Annotated in this window: 17 protein-coding genes; 12 read left to right on the forward strand and 5 right to left on the reverse strand. The window is 44.2% G+C overall.

Annotated elements, in window-relative coordinates:
- The first annotated feature begins 3 nt into the window (after nucleotides 1–3).
- From ctaF to AC4E8B_RS09080, 4 genes are all read left to right on the forward strand, one after another.
- Entirely contained in the window at nucleotides 4–339 is a 336-nt protein-coding gene (ctaF, locus tag AC4E8B_RS09065) for a cytochrome c oxidase subunit IVB (protein WP_035401058.1), read from the forward strand.
- Between the two features lie 184 nt (nucleotides 340–523).
- Entirely contained in the window at nucleotides 524–1,435 is a 912-nt protein-coding gene (gene ctaG / locus AC4E8B_RS09070) for a cytochrome c oxidase assembly factor CtaG (RefSeq protein ID WP_490218350.1), read from the forward strand.
- A gap of 160 nt (nucleotides 1,436–1,595) precedes the next feature.
- Nucleotides 1,596–2,063: a DUF420 domain-containing protein gene (locus tag AC4E8B_RS09075; protein ID WP_490218352.1), complete on the forward strand. Its 468-nt coding sequence runs from the start codon at nucleotides 1,596–1,598 to the stop codon at nucleotides 2,061–2,063.
- Nucleotides 2,064–2,195: 132 nt separating this feature from the next.
- Nucleotides 2,196–3,377 (forward strand): GNAT family N-acetyltransferase, encoded by a 1,182-nt coding sequence (locus AC4E8B_RS09080; protein ID WP_490218354.1) that lies wholly within the window; start codon nucleotides 2,196–2,198, stop codon nucleotides 3,375–3,377.
- A gap of 130 nt (nucleotides 3,378–3,507) precedes the next feature.
- On the opposite strand, the gene ytvI is transcribed toward AC4E8B_RS09080, so the two are convergent.
- A complete protein-coding gene (ytvI, locus tag AC4E8B_RS09085; RefSeq protein ID WP_490218356.1) occupies nucleotides 3,508–4,566 on the reverse strand; it encodes a sporulation integral membrane protein YtvI in 1,059 nt (352 codons plus the stop codon).
- A 191-nt stretch (nucleotides 4,567–4,757) separates the two neighbouring features.
- The gene (locus AC4E8B_RS09090) at nucleotides 4,758–5,117 is read right to left on the reverse strand and encodes a YugN family protein (RefSeq protein ID WP_490218357.1); all 360 of its coding nucleotides are present in this window, start codon (nucleotides 5,115–5,117) and stop codon (nucleotides 4,758–4,760) included.
- 339 nt (nucleotides 5,118–5,456) lie between these two features.
- On the opposite strand from AC4E8B_RS09090, the gene AC4E8B_RS09095 reads away from it, so the two are divergent.
- Nucleotides 5,457–5,888 (forward strand): CBS domain-containing protein, encoded by a 432-nt coding sequence (locus tag AC4E8B_RS09095; protein ID WP_490218359.1) that lies wholly within the window; start codon nucleotides 5,457–5,459, stop codon nucleotides 5,886–5,888.
- Between the two features lie 586 nt (nucleotides 5,889–6,474).
- Nucleotides 6,475–7,392: a CAP domain-containing protein gene (locus AC4E8B_RS09100; RefSeq protein ID WP_490218361.1), complete on the forward strand. Its 918-nt coding sequence runs from the start codon at nucleotides 6,475–6,477 to the stop codon at nucleotides 7,390–7,392.
- A 78-nt stretch (nucleotides 7,393–7,470) separates the two neighbouring features.
- Here AC4E8B_RS09100 and AC4E8B_RS09105 read toward each other — a convergent pair whose 3' ends face one another.
- Together AC4E8B_RS09105 and AC4E8B_RS09110 are read right to left on the reverse strand one after the other, a co-directional pair.
- Nucleotides 7,471–7,830: a hypothetical protein gene (locus tag AC4E8B_RS09105; RefSeq protein WP_490218363.1), complete on the reverse strand. Its 360-nt coding sequence runs from the start codon at nucleotides 7,828–7,830 to the stop codon at nucleotides 7,471–7,473.
- Nucleotides 7,831–7,856: 26 nt separating this feature from the next.
- The gene (locus AC4E8B_RS09110) at nucleotides 7,857–8,342 is read right to left on the reverse strand and encodes a PaaI family thioesterase (RefSeq protein WP_490218364.1); all 486 of its coding nucleotides are present in this window, start codon (nucleotides 8,340–8,342) and stop codon (nucleotides 7,857–7,859) included.
- 142 nt (nucleotides 8,343–8,484) lie between these two features.
- On the opposite strand from AC4E8B_RS09110, the gene AC4E8B_RS09115 reads away from it, so the two are divergent.
- From AC4E8B_RS09115 to AC4E8B_RS09135, 5 genes are all read left to right on the forward strand, one after another.
- Nucleotides 8,485–8,883 (forward strand): YlbD family protein, encoded by a 399-nt coding sequence (locus tag AC4E8B_RS09115; RefSeq protein WP_490219587.1) that lies wholly within the window; start codon nucleotides 8,485–8,487, stop codon nucleotides 8,881–8,883.
- Between the two features lie 17 nt (nucleotides 8,884–8,900).
- Nucleotides 8,901–9,143: a YlbE-like family protein gene (locus tag AC4E8B_RS09120; RefSeq protein WP_490218366.1), complete on the forward strand. Its 243-nt coding sequence runs from the start codon at nucleotides 8,901–8,903 to the stop codon at nucleotides 9,141–9,143.
- Between the two features lie 132 nt (nucleotides 9,144–9,275).
- Complete coding sequence (locus tag AC4E8B_RS09125; protein ID WP_490218368.1) at nucleotides 9,276–9,686, forward strand: hypothetical protein; 411 nt, start codon at nucleotides 9,276–9,278, stop codon at nucleotides 9,684–9,686.
- A 59-nt stretch (nucleotides 9,687–9,745) separates the two neighbouring features.
- Complete coding sequence (locus AC4E8B_RS09130) at nucleotides 9,746–10,186, forward strand: YlbF/YmcA family competence regulator (protein WP_490218369.1); 441 nt, start codon at nucleotides 9,746–9,748, stop codon at nucleotides 10,184–10,186.
- 138 nt (nucleotides 10,187–10,324) lie between these two features.
- Complete coding sequence (locus tag AC4E8B_RS09135) at nucleotides 10,325–10,600, forward strand: YlbG family protein (protein WP_490218371.1); 276 nt, start codon at nucleotides 10,325–10,327, stop codon at nucleotides 10,598–10,600.
- A 274-nt stretch (nucleotides 10,601–10,874) separates the two neighbouring features.
- Here the strand turns inward: AC4E8B_RS09135 and AC4E8B_RS09140 are convergent, their stop codons facing one another.
- Complete coding sequence (locus AC4E8B_RS09140; RefSeq protein ID WP_490218373.1) at nucleotides 10,875–11,264, reverse strand: DUF7147 family protein; 390 nt, start codon at nucleotides 11,262–11,264, stop codon at nucleotides 10,875–10,877.
- A 254-nt stretch (nucleotides 11,265–11,518) separates the two neighbouring features.
- Between AC4E8B_RS09140 and AC4E8B_RS09145 the strand changes: the two genes are divergently transcribed.
- Complete coding sequence (locus tag AC4E8B_RS09145) at nucleotides 11,519–12,940, forward strand: hypothetical protein (protein WP_490218375.1); 1,422 nt, start codon at nucleotides 11,519–11,521, stop codon at nucleotides 12,938–12,940.
- Nucleotides 12,941–13,401: the final 461 nt, after the last annotated feature.

Consider the following 13,401-nt stretch of genomic DNA (forward strand, 5'->3'; position numbering starts at 1 on the left):
CTGATGGCGAATCAACAACCGAACTCAGGTAACCCAAGAGTAGACATTGAATACCGTCGCAAGAAAAGTGCAGAGGAAATGAGAATGCAGGTCATCACTTTTGCCCTGATGATCTTCCTTACGCTTGTAGCATTTGTAGCTGTCGGCTATGAGGAATTTTCGGCATGGTTCATCGTGCCGTTCATCCTGATACTTGCCGTTGTGCAAGTAATCTTCCAGCTTTATTATTTCATGCATATGAGCCATAAAGGCCATGAAGCTCCTGCACTGTTCCTGTATTCCGGCTTGCTCGTGGGTGCAATCACAGTATTGGCTTTCATGACTATTATCTGGTGGTAAAAAAGAAATCGGCTTTTAGCCGATTTTCTTTTTTTTGTATGAATAAGGAGATTTAATGAACTTTCTGCACGGCTTGACTGGAGAAAGCTGAGTATTATTGAGTTTCATCTCCAGCAAGGGTATAATGGCGTTGTACGTGCATTTTACAGTGCAAGGGACAATAAACTTTAAGAGGTGGCAAGCGATGCTTACACTAGACATATTCGGTTTCAGAGCACTTTGGAGTCCTTATTTCTTTATAGTCATGCTGGCAATTCTTGCAGCTTATTTCCTGCTGACAGTGAAATACCGGCAGCGATTCAGCGGGAGCAGCCCGCTTTCAGCAAAACAGGCGATTCTTTTTACTGCAGCAATCATTCTTGTATATGCAGTTAAAGGCTCACCGGTAGATTTGATGAGCCATATCACTTTCTACGCGCATATGATTCAGATGTCGATTTTATATCTGATTGTACCTCCGCTTTTAATTACAGGGACCCCTGATTGGCTTTGGCGAAAGATACTGGCACCGGCAAGCGTCCAAAAAGTCTTCAGGTTCTTAACAAAGCCCCTGATAGCACTTATTTTGTTCAATGGCGTTTTCTCCATTTACCATATTCCTTTGATCTTTGACGCAGTCAAGACGAATATGTGGCTTCATGGCGGCTATTCTATTCTGCTGTTTATCCTTGCCGGCCTGATGTGGTGGCCGCTTGTGAATAAACTTGAAGAATATGAATCCTTGAATGGGCTGAAGAAGGTCGGCTATATTTTTGCCGATGGCATTCTTCTTACACCCGCTTGTGCGCTGATTATCTTCGCAGATACACCTATTTATGCTACTTTCTCGGATCCGCGCGCCTGGGCTGATGCCATGCATCTCTGTGTTCCGTCAGCCACGCTGGCTTCGCTGAATTTAAGCGGCCCGGAAATGTTCAACAGCATGTCTGCCCTCAATGATCAGCAGCTTGGCGGCGTTCTTATGAAGGTTTTCCAGGAAGTTGTATACGGGGTTGTCCTTGCACAGGTATTCTTCCAATGGTATAAGAAGGAACAGCAGGAAACTGAAGCAGAACTTAACGCTTCCAGATCACTTGATCCGCAGATTGCCGAGTAGGAAAAAATCTCCCATGCCGGGAGATTTTTTCTATTAAATGATGTCCGGATATATGAACAATTAAGGAACATTGCTGAAAGTAGCGGATTGTTTATTGAAAAATCACCGCTGTTTTAATAGAATTAATTTTGTAATACATGAGTCCAGAGAGGAAGTTATTATGAACTATTCATTGCCTGTTTTGCCTACAATCAGCACCACGTTCATTGTATTGAGCGCTGTTACAGTAGCGATCGGCTGGTATCAGATTCGCCAGCGGAAAATAGAAGCGCATAAAAAGACAATGCTGCTTGCGGCAGTATTTGCTATCATTTTCTTTGTAATTTATGCGAGCAGGACGGTTTTTATCGGCAATACTGCCTTTGGAGGACCGGATGATATAAAAATTTATTACACTTTATTTTTGATTTTCCATATTACTTTAGCTACCACAGGGGCTGTGTTTGGCATTGTAACACTGCTGACCGGCTATACGAATAAATTGGAAAAGCACCGCAAGCTTGGTCCGATTACAAGCATCATCTGGTTTTTTACAGCGATAACAGGTGTTGCTGTCTATCTGCTGCTGTATGTGTTCTATCATGGCGGGGAAACTACATCAGTCATCAAAGCCATTTTAGGATTCTGATATATACTTAACAAAGCGTGATCATGTAAAAAGGGAGGCCCGGAAGAAGGCTTCCCTTTTTCTGACTTCTGTTTTCTAGAATGAAGGAAATGAAGGGCACTTTATAGAATTGATAAAAGGAGAATGGAGGCTATGACAGTGGAAATAAAATTGATGCAAGAAGATTCGTTTGAAGAAGCCATAAGGCTTTCCAGTTATGCTTTTCAGTACCATGTACCGGAAAGTGATTATCCCAAAAGAAAAGAAACAATGAAAAAGCATGAGATATATGGAGCCTATGAAGATGGAAAGCTGGCAGCCAAGCTTCATTTACTGGATTTAAAAGTCAAAATCCAGGATAAGGAATGGAAAATGGGCGGAATAGCAGGAGTGGCCACCTTTCCTGAGTATAGAAGGAGAGGCTGTGTTTCAGGACTTATGCGCCAGGCTCTGTCGTCAATGAAGGAAAATGGACAGTTAATATCCTTTCTCCACCCTTTTAATATTCATTTTTACCGAAAGTATGGATGGGAACTGGTCTCCGACCAAAAAAAGGTAGAAATCAATAAGATAGATCTACATATGATCGGTCAGCTGTCCGGAAGAATCACGAGGTTTAATAAAGATAACCATAATGATGCAGCAGAAGAGATATACAATCGTTTCAGCAGCAGATATTCCGGCATGCTTGTCAGGGACAGGAACTGGTGGCTCGAGTCTGTGTATTCTGACTGCCAAGTAGCGGCATGGCATAAAGATGGAGGAAGTCCGGAGGGTTATATTCTTTACAAGATAGAGAACAGCATCATGGACATAGAAGAATTAGTTGCGTTAACCGCTGAAGCAAGGACCGGACTGTGGAACTTTATCTGCCAGCATGATTCTATGGTTGATAAAGTAAAGGTGCTTACATCGGTCCACGATCCTTTCCCGTATTATCTTAAACAGCCTAAGCAGCATATGGAAATCACTCCGTATTTTATGGCAAGGATTGTAGATCTTCCGTCGGCATTGGCGGCCTATCATTTTACTAGTTACCCGGATCAGACATTGTTTTTGCATATTATAGATGATTTAGCTCCGTGGAATACAGGGACCTATCAGGTGTCCGGCAGCAGTGTACAATACTTTCCGCCAAAAGAGGGGGGGAGCTGCACTCATCCGCCGAAAAGGGGGCTGCAATTGAGCATCAATGCACTGACCGCTGTTATCACCGGATACAAGCGTCCTATCGAGCTGTATGAACTAGGGGAAATCACAGGAACGGCAGAAGATGCTGAGATGTTTGAAAGAATGGTTCCACATCAACAAGCGTTTTTCTGCGATTTCTTTTAACAATATTTGATAGTGTGAATCTGCAGGATGGTGGAGGGTTATTCTCCGGCGCCTAATATAGAAACATAAAATAAAAAAAACAAGCAGGGTCTTATAAACCATAAGATTCCTGCTTGTTTTTTTAACTTGCTCAAACTTTGAAGTCCATCTTGATGAGCCCTGCTTCTTTTGCAGAATTAAAAGCAATCAAGACGAGCGGGCCGATGATGAATCCAAGGATGCCGAGGAGCTTGAGCCCGAGATACATGGCTATCAAAGTTGAAAGAGGGGAAAGGCCGATATGGGTCCCCATCACTTTTGGCTCTACGGTTCTCCTGATGATGAGCAGGACGGCTGCAAGGATGGCAAGCTTCGTTCCCAGTACAACATCACCTGTCAATAAATGAAACAGCGCCCAGGGCCCGAGTATGACAATGGAACCGATGATCGGAATGAAATCAATAAGCCAAAGGACGAGCGCCATCACGAGTGCAATATCCGGCGCGATGATAAGAAGTCCGACAAGGCTCACAAAAAAGATAATCAGGCTTACGAGGAACTGTGCCTTGAAAAAGCCCAATACGACATAAGAGAGGCGTGACGTCATGAAAGAGACCTTGTCTGCTGTCTTTTCGGTCAAGTGGTTGTAGGCACCGCGGCGCAGCCTCGGAAGATCGATCAGGAACAGGAATAATGCTATTAAATAAACAAGGAAGCTGACAAGATAATTCGGAATATTGGTCAGCAATGTTTTCACATTATCGATGCTCACATAGGCAACAAGTTCATTTTTTGTTTTATTCAGGAATGACTGCACCTGGTTGCTGATCTCATCCACTACATCTTTCGGAAGATCCTCAGCTGCACGGGTAAACTCCTTCTCTGCATCAAGCCATGCGTTATTTATTTCATTCACATATTCCGGTGCATTTTCAACAAGCTTAATGACTTCCGTTACAACCTTTGTTGTAATAAAGTATCCGGACAGTCCGATGAACAGCACGAAAGCAATGAAGACAATCATGACAGAAATTCTTCGTTTGATTTTAAATTTTCCCTGCAAAAGCTTTACAACCGGTTCCAGCATCAGTGCTGTAATGAACGCAACGATCAGCGGGACGGAAACAGGGAGGATGAAATAGAAAAGTGTGCCTATTAAAATGAGCGCAATAAGCCAGATAAAAAAACGTTTTGTAAAAAAACCGGACAAGGTGAAACTCCTTTCCAAATCACTGAAGGTTGTTTTTAGATATTGATTCTTAAAACTGAGATATATTTTATAATTATATTACGCGGAACTGATGGCCTACAACTAATTAAGTCCGCTTTTTATCTGGAAAAAAGACGCATGGGTTTCATGCGTCTTTAACAGTGCTTCCATTGTATTGAGGTTCTTGCAGCCTACAGTGCAAACCCTTTTACTTTGGACTGGATGTCTGCAAGGCTTTTCTCGCATTGGCTGACCAGTGTCTTAGGGAAGCTTTCCCCTTCTCCATACTCAATTCCATGAGGATAATAATGCTTTCCTAATAAAGGAGTCATAAGCTGGATAACAGCTTTATGGGAGCCAATATCCCCTTCTGCTGCGTAGCCGAAGACACGCAGATAGAAAACGCCTTCTTTTAATTCAAATTTGCGGTCGTATGTAACTCTTTCATAATCCCATTGGCCTTCACGGACCAATCCATGTTCCAGCATCACTTCATCCAGACGTGTAAGATCAGCTTTCAGTTCTTCTAAACCAGTATTTTCGAACTTCATCTTTGTCCCTCCTGAAAAACAATGCCGTCCTTTTTGGACAGCAATTCTGTAAGTAAAGGCAACCAGCGGCCAAAGCCTTTCAAAAAAGGCATCCCGGGACTATTAGCAATGATATCGGGACCCTTTTATCTCAAATTTAATAATAGTAGAAAAATGTCAAAGTTGCAACGAATAGATGAAGAAAACTTAAAACAGTCACATTTTAGGCGGGATTATGCCGGATATTCTTATTTTGCCGCTGCTGTACATATTTATCCACTGCCTGGAAAAACTATCTTGTAACGAATAAGCCTGCCTCTGAAGAAGCGGCAGGCAGTAACCAAACAAGGAGGGCCCATAATGAAAAAAATCGGCGACATAATGACTAGGGATGTGGATTGCTGCACTCTGCTGGACAATGTGTTTGAGGTAGCAGTGAAAATGAAAGAGCAGGATGTAGGCGCCATCCCGATTGTGGATGCTGACAGGCTTGTAGGGATGATAACTGACCGGGACATCGTGATAAGAGGGGTTGCAGAGAAGCACCCTGGATCCACGAAGGTGGAGGATATCATGAGCAGTGATCTTGTTACGGTCTCACCTGACACCAATATCAGCGACGCATCAAGGATTATGGCTGAGCATCAGATCAGGAGGCTTCCGGTCGTGGAAAACGGCAAACTGGCAGGCATCATTTCCCTCGGAGACCTTGCCGTCAGCAGCCGCACCAACGCCCAGGCCGGAAAAGCCCTCACAGATATCTCCGAACACGAAAATGAAGCAACTCAATAAACTATTGGATTAGAACCGAGCAGCAGGTCAGATATCTAATCTATTACGATTGATTTTTAAGATTAGTTTTATTTTGTTAATGGGGCTGATAATTTCCGCTCCAGACACTTCGCTTTCCGCGGGGCGGAGTTGAGCCTCCTCGCGCTAACGCGCTGCGGGGTCTCAACATTTCCGCTACTTTCCCGCAGGAGTCTACGTGTCTTCCTCTACAATCATCAGGGGGTTCAAAATTTAATTGCTGCTCGCGCTTAACTCAATAATTATCCACTTTCAGACTGCTTAGGCAGTCTTTTTGGTTTTCAATAACAAACCTGCAAATTCATTCTTTTATCATTCTATTCTATTAAAAAGAAAGTTGAAAATGATATAATAATCTATATACTGCGGCATATAATGATAGAAATGATAGAAAAGACGGCAGGGAGGGGGCTGGAGTCTGCTAAAATTAATCCGTATTTTAATTATTGTATCCATTTTTCTGGTTATTAGTTTTTATTTTAATATATCATCAGATCCTAAAGACGAGCTCCTGATCAGTGACGAGGAAACGAAACCTCAGGAAGACGCGTCTCTCAGCGGCCAAAATATGATAGATGAATCTTCCTTAAAGCTGCCGGGGGAGGGCCTGTCATCGCTGATAGGAAAAAGTGTTTCTGATCTGCAGGCTTTGCTTGGCGACCCGGAACGCAAAGACCCATCAGAATATGGTTATGAATGGTGGATTTATAAGAAGGGCACGAGCCAGTATGTCCAGGCGGGTGTATCGGACGGAAAGGTTGTCACGCTATTTGCCACAGGTCCTGAGGCTGACGTGAAACCGTTTAAGATTGGACAGCCGGTCAGTGAAATATATTCATCAGTATTTATTGACACTAATATTAATTTTCAATATAAAGGCAGCTCTTACAGGTTTGAACTGTCAGAGGATGATCTTAATACAAGGCCGCTCATCAAGGCAGGCACTATTTATGCACAGCTGTATATCGACCGTTTCACAGGCAAGCTGTCGAGCATCAGGTATATGGATGCCCCTACACTCGTACAGCTTCGGCCGTATGAACTGGTGTACAGGGGGGACCTGATAGAAGCGCAGCCTCCGGAGCAGGAAGAAAAAAGGCTGATTGAAGAAGGCAATGAAAAGCAGATATTTGATATCAGCAATTTTATCAGATCAAGACATGAACTGAATAGACTCGAATGGGACGATGCCACAGCGAAAGTAGCTTATGAGCATAGCAGGGATATGTATGAAAGCAAACAGTTTTCCCATACCTCGGAAAAATACGGTGAACTGTCGGACAGGCTTGAAGCTGGGGAGGTTTTTTATCAGATGGCGGGCGAGAATATCGCTGCTCATTATGTGGATGCCCCGGCGGTAGTGGAAGGCTGGCTGAACAGCAAAGGCCACCGGGAGAGCCTGCTCAACCCGGATTTCACCCACCTTGGGGTCGGGGTGTACGACAGGCATTTTACACAGAATTTTATTCAGAAATGGCAGGAATGAATATAGTCAGAAAGGCTTCCGGCATTGCCGGGAGCCTTTTCTAGTCTTCTATTCTGTCAACTCGGTCAAATCTCCGCTTTACAGATCCTGGAGCAATGAGCGATTCACAATGAAAATATCCTTCTGCCATTTTCCAAAAAGGACGATATCATCGCCCTCTTCCCAGCCTGGATTACTGAAGTCTTGATTTGCTGCCTGGAGCTTCCTGGCCACGATTGTCTGCCCTGCAGCCTGGATGCGCATTTCAAGCACCCATATATGCATATGATGATAATAGCGCTGTTTTTCAATGTGAATCCTCGTGATTTTCCCTTCAATCACAGCTTCTTCGGAGACCGTGCCGATGCTTTTCCATTCTTCCTCGGATTTCCGTCTTTCCTTCTTCGTGACCCAGAAGAAATATAAGCATATGATTGGGATGACAATGGCAGTGACCATAAAGTCCTCCTGAAAAATAGTCCGGCTTATTTCTTTTCGATAACAAAAAAGCTGCCAGTAGCCTGCGCGATCTTCCGTCCGTCAGACCTGTATACATCAGCGGAAAGAACCATCGTTTTTGTCCCCTTATGGCTGAGGGCAGCCGTACATACAATGTTCTCGCCTTTGCCGACGGCCAGGTAATGGATATTCAGCTGTGTTGTGACTGCCCCGCAGCCCTCAGGCAGAAGGGAGTTGGCGAGGGTGCCCATCGCTGAATCAACGGCAGTGGCCGTAATCCCGCCATGCACGATGCCGAGCGTATTGTGCAGGAGGGGAGACACTGGCAGTGTTACCCTGCATTCCTGCGCTGCAATGGTTCTGTCCATATGCAGGATGCCGCCTATATAAGAGCTGTTCACATTGTCCTGCTTCTTTTTCACACCTGAAAGAAGTGTGTGCAATACCTGCCTGTCTTCCTCAGAAGCCTTTTCCAGGCAGGCTTCAAATAAATCCCTTAGCTGCTCATCCATAACATTCACCTTTCACATGCTTTATGCTTCATATCTTATCATTTCTATGGGATTTTTTGCATCTGTGAAAGCAGCATTCACATTTCCTTAAGCTTTTTCATATGGTATCGTAGGCGAATGCATCAGATGAGGTGATTGAATGATGGCTGTTAAGAAGATTCATCCTTCCGTAGCAGAATTCAAGGAATTCGTTAAATCCAGGCCGCATATTATAAAAGAAGTAAGAGATGGAAAGTCAACGTGGCAGGATTTATATGAAGATTGGTACCTTCTCGGAGAGGAAGACACCAGATGGGGGGAAGCGGCACCCGGGGGAGCTGTAAAGGAAGAAGAGAAAAAGAGCGACTGGATGTCCAGCGTGATGGGCACTGTCAAAAAAATGGATCCCAACCAGGTGCAAGGATATATAAATAATCTAAGCCAGGCACTGTCTGCGGTTCAAGGGGTAATCTCCCAATTCCAGACAGGGAGCCAGGCTCCAGGTTCACAAAGCACTGCCCAGCCAAAGCCGCCTAATCCCTTTTCATTCCGCAAAGATTGATTTAAGGGAGGTATGAAATGAGAAGAGATGTACTTGACTATTTAGAACAAAAAAAGGAACTGAAGCAATTTTTGAGAGAGCAGCCCCAATGGTATCGCACTTTATCAAGGAATCCCCAGGAAATAAAAGCACTGGAGGTCGCCGCACTTCACTATTATAAAAGGACAATTCCCCATCATGTTGAGAAATTCACCAACGGCGTCCAGATGGCTTCCATGATGATGAGTATGTTTCAGGCAATGAACTCACAATCCTCATAAAAAGCTTTTCTCCCGGGAGGAAAGCTTTTCTTTATGGGGAAGAGTGACTCACTTCTTTGTAAATTTCTTTCATAAACCTCCTCTTTCCAAGAAAGACTAGTAATAGCCTGCAGGGCAAAGGAGGAACTGAAAGTGAAAAGATTACTTACCATGATCATAGTGGGAGCAGTGCTGGCTGCAGGATGCAGCAAGGATTTGCCGGAGCCGGAAGCAAGTGCTTTTGAAGTTGGTGATATCAGAGCAAGAAATATATCAGCTGCCGGACTGGAGGAAGAGGAGATCCCTCTTTTTGTCAAACATACGGTTCAGGGCAGGGACCTATACATAGACTGTATCGTTACCGGGATTTCCTTCCGGGAAAGTGCCGGGGAACAGCAGGGGAAAATTCTACTTTATGCGGACGGTAAGAAAGTACGCGAAGTTCATGCTGCCTCCTTTTCGGTCAAAGGGCTCGAAAGCGGGCCTCATAAAATTAAATTAAAAATAGTTTCAAAAAGCGGGACCGCCGGGGCGGAAAAGGAATTTACTGTAAGAATTCCCTAGGCACATACTTCGCAATTTGGCATATTCATGATAGAATATGAATCGGAGGTGGGCTTTTCATGCTTGCAACAACCGAAAGAATCGATTTGCTTGAGAGAGCTGACCAATTATCGGCCATGATTCTTACATCAGAAGCGGCGGAGCAGTACCGCGCTTGTTTATATAAAGTAAAGAACAGCAGGGAGACACAAAGGAAGATTAAGGCATTTGTAAAAATGAAGGAGCAGTACGAGGAAGTGCAGCGCTTCGGAAGATACCATCCTGATTATAAAACAGTAATGCTGAGCATCAGGGAAGTGAAAAGGGAGATGGATATGGATATCCAGCTGGCTGAATTCAAAAAGGCGGAAACAGACCTGCAAAGCCTGCTTGACGAAGTCAGTATGATCATTGGAAAGTCTGTCTCAGAAAGTGTAAAGGTGCCGACCGGCAATCCGTTCTTTGACTCCAGCTGCGGAGGCGGCTGCGGATCTGGCGGAAGCTGCAGCTGTTCCGCATAGATTGACCTGGACCGGGAGCTTCATGCTCCCGGCCTTTTTGCATCCCATGGACACTCCTTAAGTCTGCAAGCTTTTCTTGATATATGCTTCTTTGTTTGCTAGACTATAAAAAACTGCCAAATCGAAGGGGAAAATTATATGCTAGGTCAGCGACAGGGGATTATTGTATGGCTTTATTCTCTTAAGCAGGCAAAAATGCTGAGACGGTTCGGAAATGTCCATTATGTTTCCAAAAAGCTGAAGTATGCGGTCATTTATTGCGATTTAGAGGATACAGAGGCGTTGATCCAAAAGATCTCATCCTATTCGTTTGTAAAAAAGGCCGAGCCTTCCTATAAACCGTTCCTTAAAACAGAATTTGAAAATTCGAAGCCGGATAAAGCGAAGGAATACGATTATAAAATGGGTATCTAAAAAGGTGGGGAGAAATCCCCACCTTTTTTCTGGATTAAATAAGTTTGATTAATGGAAGTCCCTGCCCCAGCAAGGCTTTTCCGCTTTTCTATTGTCCAGCTCCAAAGCCGAGCCCCTCGAGTCATAAGCCAATCAGGTCAAAAGGTTAAAGAACAACCTTCCGTCCTGATTGGCTTATGCTTGAGGCCCACCGGATGTGGGTCATGCAGGCGTTGCCACAGGACGTGGCGCTTTTAGCCTGCGTTCCTTAAAGTGCAAGGCTTTTCCGCTTTTCTTAGTGCAGCGGAAGGATATAATGGTTCAGCCTGAGAATGCCGATGAGATACTGATAGAATAATTCTTTTTCTGCAAAGAGCGCCGAAGGCTTTACTTCCAGCCGGATCATTTCCTTTCCGCATTCATCAGCCAGATCCTTAAATAATTGAAACCTGGCGTTGGGAGCTGCATCAGGATGGGGGACGCCTTCCCGGCAAATATACAGCGGCTGGAATTTACCGGTTTCGGCAGGCTTGAGCACTGCGGCGACTGATGTCATTTCTTTTCCTTCAAATGAAGAGTGGAATGCAATCAGATGCTGCAGCCGATGCTTGTTAGAGCGGACAATTTCAAGTAATTCATATATATCGGAATAGCCTTCTCCTAATTCAATAAAACGCTGGATCACAATGATTCCTCCTGGTTCATATGTATGGATTAATGAATCTCCTGATTACTTTATCACTAAGAAGAGTGTTTGAGAAGCCCGCACTCTAGTCTTAAAACAGGCACCCTGGTTTAAATGAATCCAATGAAAGATTGGAATGCTTTAAAATCAGAATCAGGATAAAAGTTTCATAAAATCGTAAAAAAAAGGATAGTCCTGCTGAGATTCATTTGCTATTGTATGAATAAAGAATTATTTTTCGAAGGGGAATCGGCATGTGGAAAGGATTGTTTCTCAGCTTTTTGGTTTTAGGGACTGTAATCGGCGCAATGCTGTTCTGGCAGTGGAATGCCTATTCCAAACAATCAGAGCCTTCTGAAGTGAAGGAAACAGCCCAGCAGGAGCTGACAATAGAAACAAAACAAGATCAATTATTTGTTACTCAAACTATAAAAGGCCTGTCACAAGGCAAAGAATACAGGACTGCCAAGGCTGAAAAGCAGTTCAGATGGGAATGTTTGGGCTTAGAAGGGAAGGGGTGCAGCTCTTCTGATGAGGATCCGTCTACATTCATGACTGATGACGGCAGCCTCACGTTCGAGTATATAATCCCTGTGGAGGCTTCTCCCGCTTCATTCCTGCTGACTGATTGGACGACCATGATTCCTGATGTCGAAATAGATGATACACTCACCGTCATTGTAGATTCCTCTTCCAGAAGGTCGGGAACCTGGGCTGCCGGCGGCCGTCCGGAAGGGTACAAGCAGGGCGAACTTATTGATTATTATGTATTTGAACATGATGGGGACGCACCGGCGGTTTTCTGGCAGGCTGAAAAGCTGAACACACTAAAGGCCGCCGATACTGTTATGTTTTTATCTGCAGAAAAAGAAAACGGACTTGTGGCAGATACGGAAAAGGCGGAAAAAATTGCAGATCTGCCGTTTATTACTTTGATACAGACAAGTTCCTATAGGGAGTCTTCTGGAAGAGGGCTGATGATTATCAATCCTGGTGCTGATCAAAATGAACTGATGGTGAAAGTTCTGTACAATGCCCTAAAAGGGAAATTCAGCGGGACACCTGCTGATGAAACCTGGCTGCTGGAAATCGCCGCTTCGGCTGCCCTCTCTCAGGAGCCAGGCTCTGGAAAAGCCAAAAGTATTCTGGCAGGGCTGAAGGAAATCCTTGGAGAAGAAGGCATGGAAAACTTCTTCTCATTCATTAAAAACTCAGATTCATTGAATGCAGCAAAGCTGGATCGCTTCCTGGAAAGTGAGCTTGGAAAGGAAACAAGCTATTTTTCATTGAACAAAGATGAGACAGCCCCTTATATTCCTTTCTATTTTGCTGATGAGCGGAAAATAGATGTTAACGGGACAGAGTCAGGATTGAGGGCAATCGGCCTGGAAGGAAAAACGTATTTTCCATTTATCAAAACTGCCGGGCAGCTGGGATTCAAAGCGGAAAAGGTTTCCGGCAAGGAAATCCTTCTTCAGGGGGCGGGCAATAACAGCTACCGTTTCTATCTTGACAAAAATATCTTCATTTACAATGAAGAAGATTACGGGCTCCTGGAGAATCCGCTGGTAACAGTAGGCTCTGAGCTTTATATGGACAGGCACTGGCTGGAAGCGCTATTTAAAATAAAAGTAGCCGAAGAAGAAAACCGGATATCAATCGAAAAAGGCAAATGAGAAAAGCTGGTGATGCCAGCTTTTTCGTTGTTGTTAAATCTTGCGCACAGCGTTTTCTTGGCAAAAAAAAGAAAAAACCCTGCATTCCTGCAGGGCCCTTCTAAATCCCATAGGGACAGAAGGCAAAGGGAGAGGAGAAACCGGAGGAAGAACTTATGGGGAAACGTAAGTCTTCTCCGCGGTTGGCAACAACACCCTCGAATAGATGTTGTTACTATCATTATTTCCATAAAAAACACGGTTATACACCTTTTGGGACATTTTTTCAGTTAAGGAAATTTTAATAGTCCAGTCGGCAGAATCACTCAATTGAAATCGTGCTGCCCCAACTATGTGGTCGGGTCATGCTGACGTTTCCACAGGACGTGGCGTTCTTAGTCTGCGTTCCCTATGTGGGCAAGGTGCTTCCGCCTTTCTGCTAAGAAGTAAGGGATAATTTTTATACTTCGGTTACTGTCCAG

The sequence above is a fragment of the Bacillus sp. SRL543 genome (genome assembly GCF_984799205.1).

Coding starts and splice junctions, on each gene's coding strand:
- ctaF (WP_035401058.1), top strand. CDS start 4: ATGGCGAATCAACAACCGAACTCAGGTAACCCAAGAGTAGACATTGAA.
- ctaG (WP_490218350.1), top strand. CDS start 524: ATGCTTACACTAGACATATTCGGTTTCAGAGCACTTTGGAGTCCTTAT.
- AC4E8B_RS09075 (WP_490218352.1), top strand. CDS start 1,596: ATGAACTATTCATTGCCTGTTTTGCCTACAATCAGCACCACGTTCATT.
- AC4E8B_RS09080 (WP_490218354.1), top strand. CDS start 2,196: ATGACAGTGGAAATAAAATTGATGCAAGAAGATTCGTTTGAAGAAGCC.
- AC4E8B_RS09090 (WP_490218357.1), bottom strand. CDS start 5,117: ATGAAGTTCGAAAATACTGGTTTAGAAGAACTGAAAGCTGATCTTACA.
- AC4E8B_RS09095 (WP_490218359.1), top strand. CDS start 5,457: ATGAAAAAAATCGGCGACATAATGACTAGGGATGTGGATTGCTGCACT.
- AC4E8B_RS09100 (WP_490218361.1), top strand. CDS start 6,475: ATGATAGATGAATCTTCCTTAAAGCTGCCGGGGGAGGGCCTGTCATCG.
- AC4E8B_RS09105 (WP_490218363.1), bottom strand. CDS start 7,830: ATGGTCACTGCCATTGTCATCCCAATCATATGCTTATATTTCTTCTGG.
- AC4E8B_RS09110 (WP_490218364.1), bottom strand. CDS start 8,342: ATGGATGAGCAGCTAAGGGATTTATTTGAAGCCTGCCTGGAAAAGGCT.
- AC4E8B_RS09115 (WP_490219587.1), top strand. CDS start 8,485: ATGGCTGTTAAGAAGATTCATCCTTCCGTAGCAGAATTCAAGGAATTC.
- AC4E8B_RS09120 (WP_490218366.1), top strand. CDS start 8,901: ATGAGAAGAGATGTACTTGACTATTTAGAACAAAAAAAGGAACTGAAG.
- AC4E8B_RS09130 (WP_490218369.1), top strand. CDS start 9,746: ATGCTTGCAACAACCGAAAGAATCGATTTGCTTGAGAGAGCTGACCAA.
- AC4E8B_RS09135 (WP_490218371.1), top strand. CDS start 10,325: ATGCTAGGTCAGCGACAGGGGATTATTGTATGGCTTTATTCTCTTAAG.
- AC4E8B_RS09145 (WP_490218375.1), top strand. CDS start 11,519: ATGTGGAAAGGATTGTTTCTCAGCTTTTTGGTTTTAGGGACTGTAATC.